The organism is Paraliomyxa miuraensis, from assembly GCF_026337845.1.
Lineage (GTDB): Bacteria > Myxococcota_A > Polyangia > Nannocystales > Nannocystaceae > Paraliomyxa > Paraliomyxa miuraensis.
On sequence record NZ_JAOVZF010000135.1, the window covers coordinates 105,264 to 123,171 of the forward strand.

Annotated in this window: 13 protein-coding genes; 5 read left to right on the forward strand and 8 right to left on the reverse strand. The window is 66.6% G+C overall.

The annotated features are described in order from the left end of the window. Positions 1 to 2 precede the first annotated feature (2 nt). The 7 genes from OEB96_RS05715 to OEB96_RS05745 form a co-directional block, all read right to left on the reverse strand. Positions 3 to 1,439 (reverse strand): hypothetical protein, encoded by a 1,437-nt coding sequence (locus OEB96_RS05715; protein ID WP_266214424.1) that lies wholly within the window; start codon positions 1,437 to 1,439, stop codon positions 3 to 5. A 138-nt stretch (positions 1,440 to 1,577) separates the two neighbouring features. Continuing rightward, positions 1,578 to 2,066 carry a hypothetical protein gene (locus OEB96_RS05720; protein ID WP_266214425.1) on the reverse strand — a complete coding sequence of 163 codons (489 nt, stop codon included), beginning with the start codon at positions 2,064 to 2,066 and terminating at the stop codon, positions 1,578 to 1,580. 88 nt (positions 2,067 to 2,154) lie between these two features. Beyond that, the gene (locus OEB96_RS05725; protein WP_266214426.1) at positions 2,155 to 3,531 is read right to left on the reverse strand and encodes a cytochrome P450; all 1,377 of its coding nucleotides are present in this window, start codon (positions 3,529 to 3,531) and stop codon (positions 2,155 to 2,157) included. A 56-nt stretch (positions 3,532 to 3,587) separates the two neighbouring features. Further along, positions 3,588 to 4,496: a hypothetical protein gene (locus tag OEB96_RS05730; protein ID WP_266214427.1), complete on the reverse strand. Its 909-nt coding sequence runs from the start codon at positions 4,494 to 4,496 to the stop codon at positions 3,588 to 3,590. 6 nt (positions 4,497 to 4,502) lie between these two features. Then, positions 4,503 to 6,008, reverse strand: coding sequence for a prenyltransferase/squalene oxidase repeat-containing protein (locus tag OEB96_RS05735; RefSeq protein ID WP_266214428.1), 1,506 nt, complete (start codon positions 6,006 to 6,008; stop codon positions 4,503 to 4,505). 73 nt (positions 6,009 to 6,081) lie between these two features. Then, positions 6,082 to 6,555 carry a hypothetical protein gene (locus OEB96_RS05740; RefSeq protein WP_266214429.1) on the reverse strand — a complete coding sequence of 158 codons (474 nt, stop codon included), beginning with the start codon at positions 6,553 to 6,555 and terminating at the stop codon, positions 6,082 to 6,084. A 156-nt stretch (positions 6,556 to 6,711) separates the two neighbouring features. Further along, on the reverse strand, positions 6,712 to 7,725 hold the full coding sequence (locus OEB96_RS05745; RefSeq protein ID WP_266214430.1) for a polyprenyl synthetase family protein: 1,014 nt from the start codon (positions 7,723 to 7,725) through the stop codon (positions 6,712 to 6,714). Between the two features lie 587 nt (positions 7,726 to 8,312). Here OEB96_RS05745 and mfd point away from each other — a divergent pair. The 3 genes from mfd (at position 8,313) to OEB96_RS05760 (ending at position 15,482) form a co-directional block, all read left to right on the forward strand. Further along, positions 8,313 to 11,939: a transcription-repair coupling factor gene (mfd, locus tag OEB96_RS05750; protein WP_266214431.1), complete on the forward strand. Its 3,627-nt coding sequence runs from the start codon at positions 8,313 to 8,315 to the stop codon at positions 11,937 to 11,939. Between the two features lie 71 nt (positions 11,940 to 12,010). Beyond that, positions 12,011 to 12,757: a TrmH family RNA methyltransferase gene (locus OEB96_RS05755; RefSeq protein WP_266214432.1), complete on the forward strand. Its 747-nt coding sequence runs from the start codon at positions 12,011 to 12,013 to the stop codon at positions 12,755 to 12,757. Then, entirely contained in the window at positions 12,747 to 15,482 is a 2,736-nt protein-coding gene (locus tag OEB96_RS05760) for a penicillin-binding protein 1A (RefSeq protein WP_266214433.1), read from the forward strand. The genes OEB96_RS05755 and OEB96_RS05760 overlap by 11 nt, the downstream gene beginning before the upstream one ends. Before the next feature lie 27 nt (positions 15,483 to 15,509). Here OEB96_RS05760 and OEB96_RS05765 read toward each other — a convergent pair whose 3' ends face one another. After that, positions 15,510 to 16,358 (reverse strand): hypothetical protein, encoded by an 849-nt coding sequence (locus tag OEB96_RS05765; protein WP_266214434.1) that lies wholly within the window; start codon positions 16,356 to 16,358, stop codon positions 15,510 to 15,512. 401 nt (positions 16,359 to 16,759) lie between these two features. On the opposite strand from OEB96_RS05765, the gene OEB96_RS05770 reads away from it, so the two are divergent. Beyond that, the gene (locus tag OEB96_RS05770) at positions 16,760 to 17,347 is read left to right on the forward strand and encodes a hypothetical protein (RefSeq protein WP_266214435.1); all 588 of its coding nucleotides are present in this window, start codon (positions 16,760 to 16,762) and stop codon (positions 17,345 to 17,347) included. Positions 17,348 to 17,408: 61 nt separating this feature from the next. After that, positions 17,409 to 17,900 carry an NINE protein gene (locus OEB96_RS46410; protein ID WP_323137339.1) on the forward strand — a complete coding sequence of 164 codons (492 nt, stop codon included), beginning with the start codon at positions 17,409 to 17,411 and terminating at the stop codon, positions 17,898 to 17,900. Positions 17,901 to 17,908: the final 8 nt, after the last annotated feature.

Below are 17,908 nucleotides of genomic sequence, written 5' to 3' on the forward strand. Positions count from 1 at the left end.
GCTCATGATGGGTCGTGCCCCTTTCGCTGGCGCCGGCGCTTGCCCTTGCGGTCGCGGTCCACGTGTACGCCCTTCCACGCGGTCGACACCAGCTTGTTCGCGTCGACCTGCGCCGGGATCCCCGTGGCGAACAGGACCATGTCGTTGCGGCGGTCGATCGCGTGATCGGGCACGGCCGCGTCGAGGTACTCGCCGAAGACCTCCTCGAATTCCTCGGCGTCGTCCTCGGTGTCCCACACGGTCACGCCCACGACCAGAGGAACGCCGAGCCCATTGGTTCCCTGACGGTCGCCGCCCCATTCCATGGCGACGTAGTGATCCCCGCCCCAGCCGGCGGCCGCACGGCGAGCCACCGTGGAGCGCTGGGCATCTGCGAGCATGGCCAGCAGCTCTGCCTCGCCCAGGGTGTCGTGCCAGACCACCGTGGTACCCGGCTGCATCGCCAGCAGACCGGCGGCATCGAGCCTGGTCGGGATCGGCGCCTCGCGGGCCAGCAGCTTGTCGAGGTGGAGCATCTGCTCGGAGGACCGGGGAAGATCGGCGTAGAGGGCGTCGACCGCCTCCCAGCCCTTGTCGCGCACCAGCCGGGTCACGGTGGCGGTGCCGTCGGCGTAGGGCAGCTGCAACGAGCGCACCAGCACGGGGTAGGTGGAGGTCATGGCCGCCAGATCGAGCACCTGGTTGCCCATCGCGTCGAGCACCGCGTCATCGATCGACGACAGCCCTCCGCCGCGGCTGACCCACGCCAGGTACGTCGCCTGGGCCTCGCCCTCGATGAGGAAGCGTCTCGCGCTCTCCTCGTCGCTGCGGTGCCGCAGGGGCTCTTGGTGCTTGTTCAGGTCGAAGTGCATGTCTTGCAGGCCATGGGCGATCTCGTGGCCCACCACCATGCTCAGGGTGCCCTTGTCTACGAAGTCCCCGATGAACAGGGTCTTTTCCTTGGGATCATAGAAGCCCGCGACTCCGTCCTCGAGCAGGTCGAGGATCACCTGCTCGGGGTCGACATCGCGTGGCATCACGCCCAGGCTGGCCTGGATGCGGCCCATCAGCTGGATCTCCTCGCGCGTCACGTGCTCGTACATCGAGCGCTGGGCGAACGTGCGGATGCCCGGCTTGTCGACCACGTCCACGTTCACGGGGGCGGTCACGGGGAGGTTCCGGGTGGCCGAGATCTCGGCGAGGATGCGATCGGCCTCGGCCTGGGCGGTCGCACCGTCGAGCCAGCCCTTGGCGGGGGTGGGGTCCTTCTTCGGCGGACGGGGGGCCGGAGGGTCCGCGGCTCGCTGATCATCCGGCGCTGCGGAGTTCGCGCGAGAAGGCGGGACGGACGCCGGCGGGGGGGCGAGCTGGCAGCCGAGGGGAAGCGCGAGGGCCACGAGGGCGGAGCGCAGCCGTCGGTCCTGCCCGACCCTCGCCGCGGGACGAGCCTGGGAACGCACGGGGGGTAGCGTAGCTGGGTGGGGTGAGGGGGGCTACACCGGGGGACTGGTAGGGCGGAAGTGGGGGAGATCGCGCGGCTTTTGCGATGGGCGGCCGGGTGGCGGCCGGTGGATGGCGCAGTGGCGGCCGCAGGGGCCTCAGGGGGCGGGGTTGCGACCGGGCTCGAGCTGGGGGAGGAGGGTCGTGCCGATGGCGTCGGCGAGGTCCGGGCGGCTGGCGGCGCGGAGGAGATCCTCGAGCCAAGGGCGGGCCGACTGCGTGTCGCTGAAGACCTTGACCGGGTAGTCTGGCCGTGCGGTGAGCTGGATGCCCGAGAGGACCGAGCGGACGCTGGCGGCTCCGAAGCCCTCGCCGGTGACGATCTGCGCCATGCCCAGCAGGTGCGTCTTGGCATCGTCGACGAGGGCGAGCACGAGGTCACGCGAGCCGGAGTCGAAGTGCAGCTCGCCGGACGCGTTGGAGACGGAGATGACGAGGGACTTGGCGGGGGCCGTGCGGGCGAAGTGGGCGGACTGGAGCGCACGGAAGCGGCGGAGGGACTCGAGCTGAGGGATGTCGTACCAGCGGACGGCGAGGACGAGGTCGTGGGTCAGGACCTTGAGGGCTTCGTCGCGGGCAGGTTGCATTGGTCGGAACCCTATTGTGGGTCAGGCTACCATGCCGAGTTTGCATGGAGCATCATCTAGGGTCGGACTGGACCAGACCGATACGTGACTAGATTTGGCAAGGCCCACGCTTGCTTTCCTCCATTGGGCGTCTTCGGCGAACGTGGAGACGCACGCCATTGCCCGGCCGCAACGCAGTGTCGAACCTCGGGCGCACGGTATGCCCTACGGACTGGAGTTCGAAGCGCTGGGTGAACATGGCGAGCGCGAGTGTGGACTCCATCAGTGAAAGCTCTTGGCCAATGCACTTGCGTGGGCCTGCGCCAAATGGGACCCATGCCATCGGGTGACGCCCCACCGAGCGCCCGGGATCGAAGCGTTCGGGATCGAAGCGCTCGGGTTCGGGCCAGAAATCAGCATGGCGATGCACCGTGAACATCATGGGGGCAACGATGGTGCCCTTGGCGATGGCGTGGTCTCCAATGTGGTCGTCTCGAGTCGCCAATCGTGGAAGCCACCAAGCGGGGGGATAGAGACGCAGAGCTTCTTGCATCACCCAACGTGCGTAACGCAACCGCGGAAGGTGTTCCGCTCGAGGGGAGGCATCACGGAGTACCGAATCGCACTCTTCTCGGAGGTGTTCCCATGCTCGTGGGTGCTCGGCCAAGAGATGAAGCGACCACTGGAGGCCGTTGGAGGTCGTGTCATAGCCGGCCAGCAGCAGACTCATCGTCTCGTCGAGGAGCTGGGCGTCCGACATCCCTTCACCCGTCTCTTCATCGGTGGCCGCGATGAGCAACGCGAGTAGATCATCCCCTTCTTCACGGCTCAGCCGGCGCTCCTCTATTAGCTTCAGGCCCTCGCGGCGCATCGTGGCCATGCCTCGAGCGAACCGATCCCTACCGGGAAACGGCAGCCAACTCGGCAAACGGTGAGTGATCATCGCCCAAAAGCTGTATTCCGTGACGACAGTCGCCTGCTGGGCAATTGTTCGTGCTCGTGCCCTCGAGCCCTGCGAGCCGAGGATCGCGGTAGAAACCACGCTCATTGTCAGGTGTGGCATGCGTGCGCCGACATCGATGACCTGCCACGACGAAGTCACGTCATGCCAGTCTAGCGCCTCTGCGAGGACCTCCACCACCATGTCGGTCAAGCTCTCCAGCCGCTGGCGGTGAAACTGCGGCTGGATCATGCGCCGGTGGCGCCGCCACTCGTCACCCGTCGAGGTGGGCAATCCATTGCCTAGCATCTCCCGCAGTTGCGCCCAGAAGGGTCCGTCCTTGGTGTATCGCCGGTGATGCTCACGAAGAACATGATCTACATGGTCCGGATGGTGTAGCGCTACAGCATCGAGCATTCCGAGCTTGAGACGGGAGATGTCACCGAGCCGCTGAGATCGCCGAAGCAATGCCATTGGATCGTAGAGAAAGCTCGGCAGTGCGCCAAGGATGGGCAAATTGCTCGTGTTGGGAATGATCTCTGGCATCGTGATCGCTCCGGAGATGCATCGGTGAGAGAATCGCGGCGCATCCGCAGATGTCGTCAGTCTTGTGGCTGAGTGGAGCGCTCGATGAGTGAGTAGTCGTGGAGGATGTATAGATGAAGCAGGCGGCGCGTCGCGGCAATGAATGAGTCCGTTTCGTAATCCGAAGATACCTCCCGTAGGATCGCCAAGCCTTGCTCGAAGGTGTCGAGCGCGGCTCCTTGAACTTCCTCGAACAGAGACTCGGGATCGTCGCGAGCGTCTTCCCGTGCGCGAATTTCGATGATGTTCCCCGTGTGTTCTCGGAGATCCCTCGAGTGGGTTCCCGTGTCGGATGCATACTTCAGGGCCATTGCGAACAAGTCGCTTGCCGTGCGAAGTAGCATGAAGTCCCGTCCTGCCAGAGGTCGATTGCTCAATGATAGGTCGATGGCCACGAAAGGCTTGGGGCTTGCATTCAGTACTGCGAATCTCAAATAGCTCGATGTGTGCAAGTGTTCGTGATGAGTATTCGTGATGTGGTCGTACTCGAAGCCGATCGCGTGCTCCCAGAGGTCCGTCGCGATGGCTCTGGCTGCGGTTGCTCCCGCCAATTGGTCGATGAGTTCGAATGCATGAAGTAGGGCTGCCGTGCTGCCCCTTGCACCTCTCGTGCTGGTTCTCTCCTGGCGTATTCGCTGCCGGATCGCCAGCATGGAGGCATCGAGTTGTTCACTGCTTCGTGCGTCGTCGATCTCGTCATCCAACGAGAAGTTCCATAGGGTTATCAGACTCTTGATGCGAAAGGCGTGGACCCGGGAGGAATTCGCCATGGGTCCTATCGTCAGGTCTTGATTGGTTGGAGCAAGGCGAATGAGAAGCTCCCTTGCAGAGCTCCTCTTCAGACGAATCTCGTGAGCAAGCGCGATGTCCGTGAGTTCATCGATTGCTGCGAGATACTCTGCGGAAACCTTTGGTTGCTTCGACATTGGATGTTAGGCGGATGCGCTCGATCCAATCCCTTGAATCAGCGCAAGGGCGCTGATGACCGCCGAGCGGATTACGCTAATGGGTCCATAGAGACTCTTTGCGATCCATAGCTTGGGGTGATCGTCATAGCCATGTTGATTGGCTCTGATGAGGTAGCGCTCGGCAGCCAAGAACACCGAGTCATGAATATCGTATCCCGCGCGGAAGACATGAGTCAATGCTTGCACGGCATACGCGGTCTCTTCAGCCGTGCCGCTCTCGAAGAAGCCCCACGAACCGTCGTCTCGCTGGTTGCGCAGTAGCCATTCGATCGTGGGAACCAGATCTGGTAGGTTTGCGCGCTCTGCACGAATGATCGCGAGCATTGCTCGGGACGTGGGATAGAATGGGGATGCATGCCACTTGTCCGTCCAAAAGCCATCCGCGTTGCGCCAGGACAACAAGATGCGGATGATCTTTTCAGATGTCTCCCGGCTTCCGTCATAGGGGTGCTTGGAGATGGCGGTGAGGACGTTGGCATTGGTACTGGTCGAGGGGTGGGATTCTGCTCGGAAAGTGATGAATCCCTCGTCTCGTTCGTACTGCCTGAGGAGGTCCCAGTTCACCTCGGATCCCCAGTTGTCCAATACGTGGAAGCCAATGGCGGTATCGTCACCATCTCCATAGGCTACATGAGATGACCAGGAGATGCCTTCGTCATGGATGTGCTGTTCGATCTGCGCGATGTGAGGTGCCGCCAGGTCCTTGTGTGTCGATAGTAATCCGGCTAGGTCAAGATTGTATAGGGTCCAAATCGTGCCCCATAGATTGCCCTCGGCATATGGGATTCTGGCGGGCCCATAGGTGTTCACGATTCGCCGAAGAAAGGCATAGGAGGTTGGGTCCCCAGACAGTCTCGCATGATGTGCGGTGGCGGCGATGCTGTCGCCAAGGCTTCCATTGGCTACCCGCAGGTGAAGAGCCTTCTCGACATCCAGATCATCGAGCATGAACTCGAGCGAGAATCCAATGCTGAGCCTTGGGCTGTAGATCAAGTCCGGAGTGACTCTCGCTAGCTTCCGTGCCTGAATGTCGCGACTGTCCTGACGGAGGTGGGAGAGCGGAAGCCCCATTCGGCACGCCTCCTCGATGAGAGATGCGACCACCAACTCGAATCCAAGTGCTGGCTCGGGGTCCTGCGGGAGTCTCTCCCACATTTTCTGCGTGAAATGAGCACCGTGGCGAGCACGCTCTAGATAGTGCGGCTCCAGGGGGAATTGGAGCAGGGCAAGACAGGATGCCAGGGTCGTCTGAATGCGAGTGGAGACGTACCGTGCATCCTTCTCCCAGCCGCCGTCATCTGATTGGCGCCGAAGAATCTCTTCCAGAACCCGCGGGAACTCGGGCATGTTGCGCTGGTCTGTTCGAGGCACTCGAGCGACCCAGGCTGCATCGTACTCCGAATGTCCCACGTCACCGAGGTCTTGTCGTAGCAGAGTTGCAGTTTCTTGATGCAGAAGGTCGAGATTCATGAGCGACTGCTCTGTTGTCCGTTGTGTCAGTAGTTTTTCAATCTTGCTTGGCTTGCGACGAAATCATTCGTTCTCAGATTTTGCTCTTGTTGTTTGGGTTCGACTTCTCGACGATCGCCATGTGGAGTTCGCGTATGTGCGAGAAGGAATCAAAGACTGCTTGACCCGTGGCGCCAGAAGGAGCGATGTAGTCGCAGGCTTCCCGAAGGTTGGTCCAGGGAAAGCTCTTGATATTCATGCCAAGCCAACCGAATGCCGTGATGATGCCGCGAGTAATGGGATCGTCCGTAATAGTAGCGATTCGGTCCAGCTCGCCGTAGGCTTCCCTCGTTTGCTTGCGCTGGACGCTCGTCATCTTGTAGCGCCCCAGGCTCGCGGCAATCACGCGCTTGGGGGAGGCATCTCTAACACGGTCGAGCATGCTCACGAGTCGTGATTCGGGCATTTCTCCCTCGACTGCAAACGTGATCATGAGCTCGCCCCAGGTGCCCCACGACAGGACGTCCGTTGGCTGTTTGATGATGTCCAGTGAGAGCTGGTCTCGCATGGGGATCCTAATCTGGAGATTATCGACATGGTTTCGCGTCCGCAAGCCAGCTCCAAGGCCGCGGATACGATGACCCACAGTCTCATCCGTTGAGATGTCTCGTCGTCAGGTTGTGCAAGGGATCTCGGAAGCCCTACCCAGTCCGTTGGGCGTATCTCACGCGACCCCCATCGCCAGCACCCGGGACGAGAAGATCCCGCTCTCCGTCGCACTCAGTGAGCTTTCTCCGACATCCAGTCCGCAGAGCAGGGTGTCGAAGCTCTGCAGCAGTCGCAGCACGGGCTCCGCTTTTCGCGCGACCCCGAACACGCCCTCGCAGGCCTGGTCGATCAGCTCCGACAGTCGCTTCACCGCCCCTTGCGATCCCTCGATGATCGCCCCGTTCGGGCGCTGCAGCGCCCGATCCCTTCCCGTGGTCTTCCCGGTCTCCTCCTCCGACGCGTGGATGTCGTAGAGGTCGTCGATGAGCTGGAACGCGAGCCCGAGCTTGAGACCGACGTCGCCCCACCGCTCTTGCTCGGTGGCATCCACCCCAACCGCCATCGCTGCCGCGCGGGTGGCGTAGTCGAACAGGGCGGCGGTCTTCTTGGCGTGGTAGTCCTCGACGAAGTCGATCGCACGCACGTTCCACGCCGTTGGCCCAGCCAACTCGAGGCTCTGGCCGCCGATGATCCCTCGGGAGGAGCCCGTGGCCTGCGACAACATCCGGACGATCCGCATGGCATGCCGCTGTCGCAGACCGTCGTAGCCGGCCAGGGTCTCGAATGCGAGGGTGATGAGGGCGTCACCGGTGAGCAGGGCCAAGGCCTCGCCGTAGGCCCGGTGCACGGTGGGCTGCCCGCGGCGCAGATCGGCGTCGTCGAAGCACGGGAGATCGTCGTGGACCAACGATGCGGCGTGGATCAACTCCACCGCCATGGCGGCTCGGATCGTGAGCTCGGCCATGTCCTCGTTGAGTGCACCTCCGTTGGCGGCCACCGCCGTGGCGAGCAGCAGCCGGGGCCGGATGCGCTTGCCTCCGTTCTGGGCGGCATGCCGCATGGCCTGATGGAGCTTGGACGTGGACCTGGGTTCATCGGTGGGAACGACGCAGGCAAATGCCTGCTCGAACATCACCGATAGCTCGACCAGATCAATGTTCGCCTGGCGCGCAAAGTACTCGCGTATCATCGTTCCCCCCCTGACCCTTCAAGCTCGGTCGGACCTTTGTTCCCCCCGGAGGTCCGCTTGGCTCGATCTCTTCTTTCCCTCGAGCGCCCAGCTCGTCCGCCATCGACTCCTCGAATGCGGTGCTGGGGTGGTCTTCTCTCTCGCTCAGTCCAAGTCAGTCGTCTCACCCGTGTGGCCATGGCCACTTCGCCACCATCGTCACCCTTCTCCATGGGTGGGCGGCCGGATCGGAAGAGACCACTCCATCATGTGTGAAAGCGCCCTGGATAGTCAACTACTCGAAGGATGGTCACATGGATGCCCGAGCGGCCCATGATGGGCTTCCATATCAGGGTTATCACTGAGTGGCCACGTCACACCGGTGGCAGGGGACGAATCCGGGTTTGCGAGCTTTGGTCGGTCGGGAGCGGCTCGCGTGGTTTCCGGCTGGCTCTCGTCCAGCTCTGGTCCGGTTCCCGTCCTGGCTCCCGCTTGGCCCCCGGCTTTCGTCTGGCTCTTGGCCGACCCGTCGCCTAGCCTCCGCCTCGCCATCGACTGGCCAGCGCACCGTGCCGTCCTCCCACCCCTCCGCTCGAGAAGCGACTGTCGTGGTCACCCAGGCCCTCGCCGAGGGCCGCTCGATGCGGGTGCTCGGAGCCGAAGGGGCACTGCGTGGCCTGCTGCTGGCCGCGGCGGCCCGCAGCCCCGAGCCGGGACCGGTCGTCTTCCTCGTCCCCGATGATGCGACCGCGAGAACTGTAGCCTCCGATACGGCGTTCTTCCTCGGTGAAGACGTCCAGGCCGGCTCGGCTCCGGTCGACGACCCCATCCTCGTCGTCCCGGAGGTCGACGTCTCCCCCTATGCCGATCTCTCCCCGGATCCGCGGGTGGTGGGCAGTCGCCTCGCGGCGCTCTACCGACTGGGAGGCTCGCATCGCACGAACGGGACGGGCGAGGTGGCGCCCCCACGGGTGGTGATCGCGTCGATTCGGGCCCTGGTCCGTCGCACGATCCCCCCGGCTGCGTTCGCCGGGCTGTGCCGGCACCTCGCGGTGGGAGACGAGTGGCCGCGCGAGGAGGCGATCGCGGACCTGCTCGCGGCGGGCTACGGCCGCACCGACGTGGTCGAGGACCCGGGCACGTTTGCGGTGCGCGGCGGGGTGATGGACGTGTTCGTGCCGTTGCTCCGCTTTCCGGTGCGCCTCGAGTGGTTCGGCGACGAGATCGAGCGCCTGCGGCTGTTCGACCCGGACTCGCAGCGAAGCCTCCGGACGATCGAGTCCTGCGCGGTGCACCCGGTGCGCGAGACGATTCCCACCGCGTCGGACCGCCTCGGCGATCCGGGATGGCTGCGCAGCCGTGTGCTCGCCCTGGCCGACGCGGGCAACGTGCCCACGTCCAAGAGCCGCCAGGTGCTCGACAACCTCGCGGCGGGGCTGGACTTCTTCGGCATCGACGCGCTCGCCCCGATCTTCCACGACGCGATGGCCCCGCTGTGGGCGCACCTGCCCGACGACGCACGCTGGCTGGTGGAGGATCCGGCGTCGCTGTGCCTGCTGGCGGAGCGCCTGGACGAGGAGCGCGTGCAGGAGCACGCCAAGGCGGTGGCCGACCTGCGGCTGGTGGCGCCACCGGACGCGTTCTCGGTCGATGCGGGGCAGCTGCGGGCGCGGCTCGAGACGTGCCCGGTGGTCATGTCCCGCGCCGATCTCTACGACCCGGCACGCAGCGACCAACGCCCGGTGATCCGCCTGTCGGTCGAGGCCAACCTCCCGCTGCGCGCGGCCCTGGACGCGGCCCGCAGCCGCAAGGGCGGCGAGCTCCTGCGCCCGCTGATCGACCACGTGCGCCGTCTGGGTCGCGACGAGGACGGGGAGCTGCGCCAGCCGTGGTCGGTGATCCTCGCCGCGCCCAACCTCACCCATGCGGAGCGCCTGACCAGCCTGCTGCGCGGCTACGGGCTGCGGCTCGACCCGCCGCGGCGTACGGCCGAAGCATTCGGAACGGTGAGCGAGACCGGGAGCGGGCTGTCGCTCCAGGGCCCCGCGCGCGGACCCACCCGCGTGCAGGTGATCGCGGGCGAGCTGTCGGCGGGCTTCTCCTCGCCCGGCGACCACCTGCTGGTGCTCTCCGAGGCCGACCTGTTCGGCAAGATCACCCGCAAGGCGAACAAGGCCCGCCGCCCCCGCACGGGGCTGGGGAGCCTGTCGCAGCTCGCCGTGGGCGACTACGTGGTGCACGTGACCCATGGCGTGAGCCGCTATGCGGGCCTTTGCAAGCTGGTGCTCTCCGGCGTGCCGGGCGACTTCGTGCAGCTGGAATTCGCGGGCACCGACAAGCTCTACCTGCCGGTCCACCGCCTCGGGGAGATCGAGCGCTATGTGAGCGCCGATGCCAAGCCGCCCAAGCTCGACAAGATGGGCGGGGCCACGTTCGAGACCAAGAAGGCCAGGGTCAAGGCCGAGGTCCGCCAGATGGCCGAGGAGCTGCTGCAGATCTACGCGCAGCGTCAGGCCCAGGACGGGCACGCGTTCCCGCCGGCGGGCGAGACGTACGCGGCGTTCGAGGCCACGTTCCCGTTCGAGGAGACGCCCGATCAGCAGGAGGCGATCGATGCGGTCCAGGCCGATCTGGGCCGCCCCCAGCCGATGGATCGCCTGGTCTGCGGTGACGTGGGCTTCGGCAAGACCGAGGTGGCCCTGCGCGCGGCGTTTCGGGCCGCGCTCGCGGGCAAGCAGGTGGCGGTGCTGGCTCCGACCACGGTGCTGGTGCAGCAGCACTTCCACACGTTTCGCGATCGCATGGAGAGCCTCGGCGTCCGCGTCGAGCACCTCAATCGCTTCGTGAGCGCATCGGAGACCAAGCGCGTCGTCGAGGAGATCCGCCAGGGCTCGGTCGACGTGGTGGTGGGCACCCACCGGCTGCTGTCTCGCGACGTCCGCTTCCGCGACCTGGGGCTCTTGGTCATCGACGAGGAGCAGCGGTTTGGCGTGGCCCAAAAGGAGCGCTTCAAGAAGCTCAAGACCAAGGTCGACGTGCTCACGCTGTCGGCCACGCCGATCCCCCGCACGCTGCACATGTCGCTCCTGGGAATCCGCGAGATCAGCCTCATCATGACGCCTCCGGTGGATCGGCTGGCGGTGCGGACGTTCCTCACCCGCCAGGGCGATGCGGTGATCGAGGAGGGCATCCGCAAGGAGCTGTCGCGCGGGGGCCAGGTGTTCTACGTGGTGCCCAAGATCCAGGGGATCGAGGAGCACGCGGTGCGGGTGCGGGCGCTGGTGCCCGAGGCGCGGGTGCTGGTGGCCCACGGGCAGATGCCGCCCGAGATGCTCGAGAAGACCATGGTCGACTTCGTGGAGCACCGCGCCGACGTGCTGGTGTCGACGACGATCATCGAGAGCGGACTGGACATCCCGAGGGCCAACACCATGTTCATCGCGCGGGCCGATGCCTTCGGGCTGTCGCAGCTCTATCAGCTGCGCGGGCGCATCGGTCGCTCGCGCCTGCGGGCCTACTGCTACCTGATGGTCGGGGCGCTCGAGAAGCTCAGCCCCGAGGCCAAGCGGAGGCTCGAGGCGATCCAGCGCTACGCCGAGCTCGGGTCGGGGTTCCACGTGGCCAGCGAGGACCTCGAGATCCGCGGCGCAGGGGAGATCCTCGGCGGGCGACAGAGCGGCCAGATCCAGGCGATCGGGTTCGACGCCTACTCGCGGATCCTGGAGGAAGCGGTGGCCGAGCTGCGCGGGCAGCCGATCGTGCACGAGACCGATCCCGAGATGGTGTTCGACGTGGCCGCGTTCTTGCCCGACACGTATGTCGAGGACACGGGCCAGCGCCTCGATCTCTATCGTCGCCTGTCGTCGGCCCGCGACGTGGATGGGGTCGATGCGGTGATGGAGGAGATCCGCGATCGCTTCGGCGACCTGCCGATGGAAGCGGTGCACTTCCACTTCTTGATGGCATGCAAGACCTACGGCCGCGCCCTGCGAGCGCTGGCGCTCGAGCTACGCGGGGATCGCTTCACCATTCGCCTGGGCCCGGACACTCCGCTGTCGGGCGAGGTGGCGGCTGCTCTGCACCAGACCACGCAGGGGCGCCTGCGGCTGCAGGGCAGCGATCGCATCGCGGTGAGGGTCCCGCCCGCGAGGGGACGCCGACGCGAGCCGCAGCTGCGCGCGTGCCAGGAGGCGCTGGCCGAGCTGTCCATGCTGGCGCGCGCCACGAAAGGGTAGGGCGCGGATCGGCGCCCCGGACGGGTCCCGCGGTAGCGTGTCCCCCGCACCCGTGCCATGGTTGCAGCCCCATGGACCTGCACGCGGCGGAGGCGCTGGTCGCCGAGCATGGAGCCGATCAGGTGATCGGGGCGCTCGAGCCCTACCTCACCGAGGCTCGTCGGGCGCGGATCGACACGGTGCTCGATGGCCGCATGCGCTCGGTCCACGTGGCGATCGAGTCCCCTTCGGACCCTCACAACGCGGCGGCCGTGGTGCGCACGTGCGAGGCCATGGGCGCGCTGGCGGTGCACGTGGTGGCGGCGGAGGGCCGGGCCCTGCGCGCGCGCGCGGTCACGCAGGGGTCGTTCCACTGGGTGGAGACCCACGAGCATCGCGATCTGGCGGGCCTCTTGTCCCAGGTGCGCGCCCGCGGGATGGTGCTGGCGGGTGCATGCATGGATGGATCGGTCCCGGTCGGGCGTCTGCGGGTCCAGCAGCCCCTGTGCTTGCTGTTCGGCAACGAGCAGCGCGGCCTGTCGGCCACCGCCCGTCGGGCCTGCGACGTCCTCTTCCACGTTCCCATGGTCGGCATGAGCGAGAGCCTCAATCTGTCGGTGTCGGCCGCCATCAGCCTCTACGAGGTGATGCGGCGCAAGCGAGAAGCCGGCCCCCAGGGGGACCTGTCCCCCGAGGAGCGCAAGGTGCTGCGCGCGTGCTACTTCCTCGGCAGCGTCGACGCGCGTCTGGTCCACGGGCTGTGGGGGCCGTGGCCGCGTCCGGCCGAGCCCGTCTCGGCGTCGCTGTCGTCTTCGCCCTCGGAGGCCGATGCCCGCTGACGGCAGCGCGCCCCCGCGCCCGCGTGGACCGTCCAAGGCGGTTCGCATCACCGTCATCGGCCTGGTGGTGCTGTTCGTGCTGGGCGTGGTCGGAGCGGTCGGCACCGTGGTCGGCGTGTTCTGGTACTACGGTCGCGACCTCGAGGCGCTGAACGAGCAGGAGCTGCGCAACTATCGTCCGCCGCAGATCACCCGCATCCTCGCCCGCGACGGTCGCCTGATCGGCGAGATCTTCAGCGAGCGCCGCACCTTCATCGAGTACGAGCAGATTCCCAGCCACGTGGAGAATGCGTTCCTCGCCGCCGAGGACGCCGACTTCTATCGCCACGAGGGCATGGACTACATGGGCATGGTGCGGGCGCTCATCGCCAACGTGCGCGCAGGCGAGATCAAGCAGGGCGCGTCGACCATCACCCAGCAGGTGGTCAAGAACTTCATGCTGTCGCCCGAGCGCAGCTTCGAGCGCAAGGTCCACGAGCTCATCCTGGCGCGGCGGCTCGAGCAGGCGCTGACCAAGCAGGAGATCCTCGAGCTCTACCTCAACGAGATCTACCTCGGACACGGACGCTACGGGATCGAGGAGGCCAGCCGCTTCTACTTTGGCAAGGGCGTCGAGGACATCGACGTGGGCCAGGCCGCGATGCTGGCCACCCTGCCCAAGGCACCCGGACGCGACTCCCCCTACAAGAGCCCGCAGCGGGCCAAGCAGCGCCAGATCTACGTGCTGCGGCAGATGGTCGAGCACGGGTTCCTGGCCCAGGGCGACGCACAGCGCCACATCGACGCCAAGCTCGAGGACATCGTGCTCGACGAGCCGCGCGAGTCGCTGGTGGCCAAGGTCGAGCCCGGAGCCGAGGAATTCGTGGACGAGGCCAAGCGTCTGCTGGCCGAGCAATTCGGCCAGGAGGAGCTGCTGCGCATGGGGGCCACCGTGCGCACCAGCGTGGATCTCGACGTGCAGCGCAAGACCAAGGAGGGTTTGCGTCTGGCGCTCGGTGAGCTCGACGTGCGACAGCACCACGGCCGGGATCTGAAGCCGGCCAGCAAGAAGGAGCTGGCTCGGGCCAAGAAGGTCGAGGGGCCGCTGCGGGGGGGCGAGCGCTACCCGATGGTGATCGGGACCGAGCCCGTGCCGCCGCGGCCCGAGGCGCCCGCCAAGGACCAGGCCAAGGACCAGGCCAAGGACCAGGCCAAGGACCAGGCCAAGGACCAGGCCAAGGACCAGGCCAAGGACCAGGCCAAGGAGCCCGCCAAGGATCAGGCCGGCAGTGATGCCGTCACGGGCACGATCGGCGAGACCCCGGTGCTCCTGAGCGTGGGCCCGCGGTTCCGCGATCCCACGCTGCCCCTGTCCGAGCAGTTCCCGGCCGGAGCGGTCGTGCAGGTGTTCGTGACCCAGGTCGAGGGACCGGGGCTGCCCGAGGGCTGGGTGGAGGCGGAGCTGCGCGGGCCCGAGGCGGCGGTGGTGGTGGCCGACACGGCCACCGGCGAGGTGCTGGCGATGGTGGGGGGCTACGACTACCAGCTGGCCCAGCTGAACCGGGTGCTGCAGGCCAAGCGCCAGCCGGGCTCGTCGTTCAAGCCGTTCGTGTACGGGGCGGCGATCGCCAGTCGCGAGCTCACGGCCGCGTCGCTCATCTCCGACTCGCCCGAGATCTACGACAAGTGGAAGCCCACCAACTACGAGCGCGACGTCTACCGCGGCGACATTCGCATGCGCTACGCGCTGACCAAGTCGGTCAACACGGTCGCGATCAAGCTGCTCGATCGCGTGGGCTTCGATGCGGTGCACGAGTTTGCCCGCGCGGCCGGCATCGAGACCGAGCTGCCGCCCCACCTGTCGCTGGCGCTGGGGACCACCGAGGTCTACCCGTACGAGATGATGCGGGCCTACATGACCCTCGCGCGCGAGGGATCGCGCATCGAGCCCCGCATCATCCTCGAGGTGAGCGTGGGAGGCGAGGAGCGCTGGCCGTCCCCCGAGGACCCGACCGAGGCGCTGCCGCAGGACGTGGTCTTCATCCTCACCAGCATGATGGGCAGCGTGGTGCAGTCGGGCACGGGGACGCGAGCCAACGCGCTGGGCCGACCCGTGGCGGGCAAGACGGGGACGTCGGCCAGCGCTCAGGACGCTTGGTTTGCCGGCTTCACGCGGCAGAGAGTGGCGGTGGCGTGGGTGGGGTTCGACCAGCCGCGCCCGCTGGGCAAGGGGGAGACGGGGGGGCGCTCGGCCATTCCGGTGTGGCTGGCGGCGATGGAGGCCGCCCAGCCCGCCGAGGTGTTGGCCTTCGTGCCGCCGCCGAGCGTCAGCGTGCGGAGGATCGACGCCGCTTCGGGCTTGCTGGCGCCCACGGTGCCCCCCGTGGATCCGGAGACGGGCGAGCCGCTGCCGCTTGGCGAGACGCTCGACGAGTACTTCTTGTCGGGAACCGAGCCGGTGGACGAGGCCACTGCGGCCGCGCTACCGCCCGGCGATGTGTTGCTCGATCTCTACGGAGACGACGCGGGCGGCGATGACGAGGCCGACTCCCCGGCCAATGCGGGTTCGGCTGCGCCCAAGGCCACGGATCCGGCCACGGATCCGGCCGCGGTTCCGGCCTCCGACCCGATGGACGAGCTGCTCGACGACGAGGCGCTCGCGGCCGAGGATGCCGTCGCGCAGGGCCCCGGGGGGGGCGCCGCGGCTCTGCCATCGCTCGACGACGACGAGCTGCGATCGCCCTGAAGCCGGCGGTCGTTCGGGCGCGTCGTCTCAGCCGCCGCCGCCGCTGCTGCTGTCGCTGCCGCTGTCGGCCATCGGTGGCCCGTCGGTCATCACGTACGAGCCGAGGGACACACGGGTCTGCTCCTCGAGCACGCGCGCGATCTGGCTGGTCGCGGCGCCAGCGTCGAAATTCGTGAAGTCGATCCCGTCGAAGAAGCGGTCGTAGGCCTTGGAGACCAGCAGCTCGGGCGGGAAGTCCTCGCGGTGATCCACGTGCAGCGGCCGGCCCTCGCCCTCGAGGTTGCTGAGGTCGAGCTCCACCACGATGGTCTGCGAGTTGGTGAGCTCGAACTGGGTGAAGTCGCCTGCGCCGAGCTGTGCACCGCCTCGCAGATAGATGGTGGCGCCGTTGACCGACTCGTTGGCCGGGGTCTCGTGGCGGCTCTCGTCGGGGTCGACGCTGTCGTCGATGACCGGGGTCTGGTACGGCGCGTAGGTGAGGCGCAGGGTGCAGTAGTCACCCTCGCCGACCTTCTTGCCGGCCACGGTGAGGGACGCGAGGTCCTCGGACTTGAGGTCCTCGGGACACGGCCCCCAGAACATGGTCAGGTCGGTCTCGCTGCCCCCGCAGCTGATGAGGGTCGCGGCGCTGATCGTCACGTAGCCCTCGAGCATGGTGACGGTCCATCCATCCACGGTGTCGTAGACGCGGGGCATCTCGTCGTCGCCCTTGCCGGGGAACACGCCGTTCACCGGAGTGGCGTGGTGCGTGGTGAACACGAACACCGTTGCGCCGCCTTCTTCGAATCTCTCGAGCGCGCCGCAGCCCGACGTCAGCGACACGAAGACTGCGGTGGCGGCCACCATCCACCGTGAGCTCGAGCGTCTGATTTCCACGGAGATTGGACGGTACCAAAAAGGGCGGCACGGGCTCAACGAAGGATGGCGGGGGAACGAATGGATCCGAAAGCGAGCGCCCGGAGCTCGTGGACCCAAAGTCGGTGACCCACGACACCTGCATTTCGCGTCCACCGGCACGACGATTCCATGACCGCGGTGGGAGGACGCCGGGACGCCCATCCCTTCGGTGCGGCCACACCCGCGGGCGATGTTGCTCACGTCGGGTGAGCCAAGGTGGTGAAGCATGCGAGGAGGATCCACCCTCGCCGCGACCGGCTCGCAGCGTTCGTTGGGGCCAAGGCGGGGGTCTGCAGGCCGGAATTCACCGTCTTGCTCCACGTGCCAGGCGCGGGATTTTCTTGACGCTGCCTTGGTGCGGCGGTGCTAGCTTATGGGGCATGGCGCGCATCCCCGTGGCCGAGCTCCGGGTGCAGACCCAGGGGCCAGGCCTGGTCCGAGCGACCGCCAATGCACCGGCCATGCGCGAAGGTCGTGACATTCGGCAGTGGGCCCAGGAGTCGGGGATGTCGTCGGGCGCGATGGTGACCACCGGGCTCGCGCTCGCGGCCCTCGGAGGGCTCGGGGCCCTGGTGATCACCCCGGGGTTGTTCGGCGTGGTCGCCTTGAGCACGATGTTCACCATCGGAGCCGGCCTGGCGTTCCTCGGTCTGCTCAAGCGCAAGGATCGCGTCGCGCAGCCCAGGGCGGCGTTGCCCACCTCGTCCCCGGCGGTGCTGGCCGAGCGCTCGCGAAGGGTGCAAGCGCTGCTCGATGACGGCCGCGATCACACGTTCGAGCAGCTGCTCATGGCGCTGCGCTGGACCGAGTCCGCGTTGCTCGAGACGCTGGTGACGATGAAGGATGCGGGGCAGCTGGTCGAGGATCTCGACCTCGAGACCGGAGAGTGGGTGTATCGCTCCCAGGTCGTCGCGTTCGGCACCGGTGGGGGGATGACCCTGGCCGACCGGCAGGCGCGGAGCCTGTGAGCGAGCCCCGCGAGGACCTACGACGAGGACCAACGACAGGACAGGGGAAGCGCGTTCGTCGATGAAGGACAAGACCAATGCGGCAATCCTGGCCCTCTTGTTGGGCTGGAGCGGAGCCCACAAGTTCTACCTGGGGCGCACCGGGGCCGGTGTGCTCTACCTGGTGCTGACGCTGAGCTTCTTCTTGGCCTGGATCCCGGCGCTGGCCGGCTTCATCGACTTCATCGTGCTCGCGCTGATGGACAAGGACGAGTTCAACCGCCGCTACAACGGCGCGAACATGCTGCCGGCCCCGGTGGTGGTGAACATGCTGCCGCCCGCGGGCTACGGTGGCTACGGCGTTCCTCCGTACGGGCCCCATGGCCAGCCGTATGGATCGCCGTATGGATCGCCCTACGGTGCTCCGGGGCAGCCGCCCGCTCCTCGGCCGGAGCGCAACGTGGATCAGCTCAAGACGGAGCTCGAGAAGCTCAACGAGCTGCGGATCTCGGGGCTCTTGACCGAGGAGGAGTTCGCGCAGCAAAAGGCGCGGCTCCTGGGAACCACCACGTAGCGACCGAA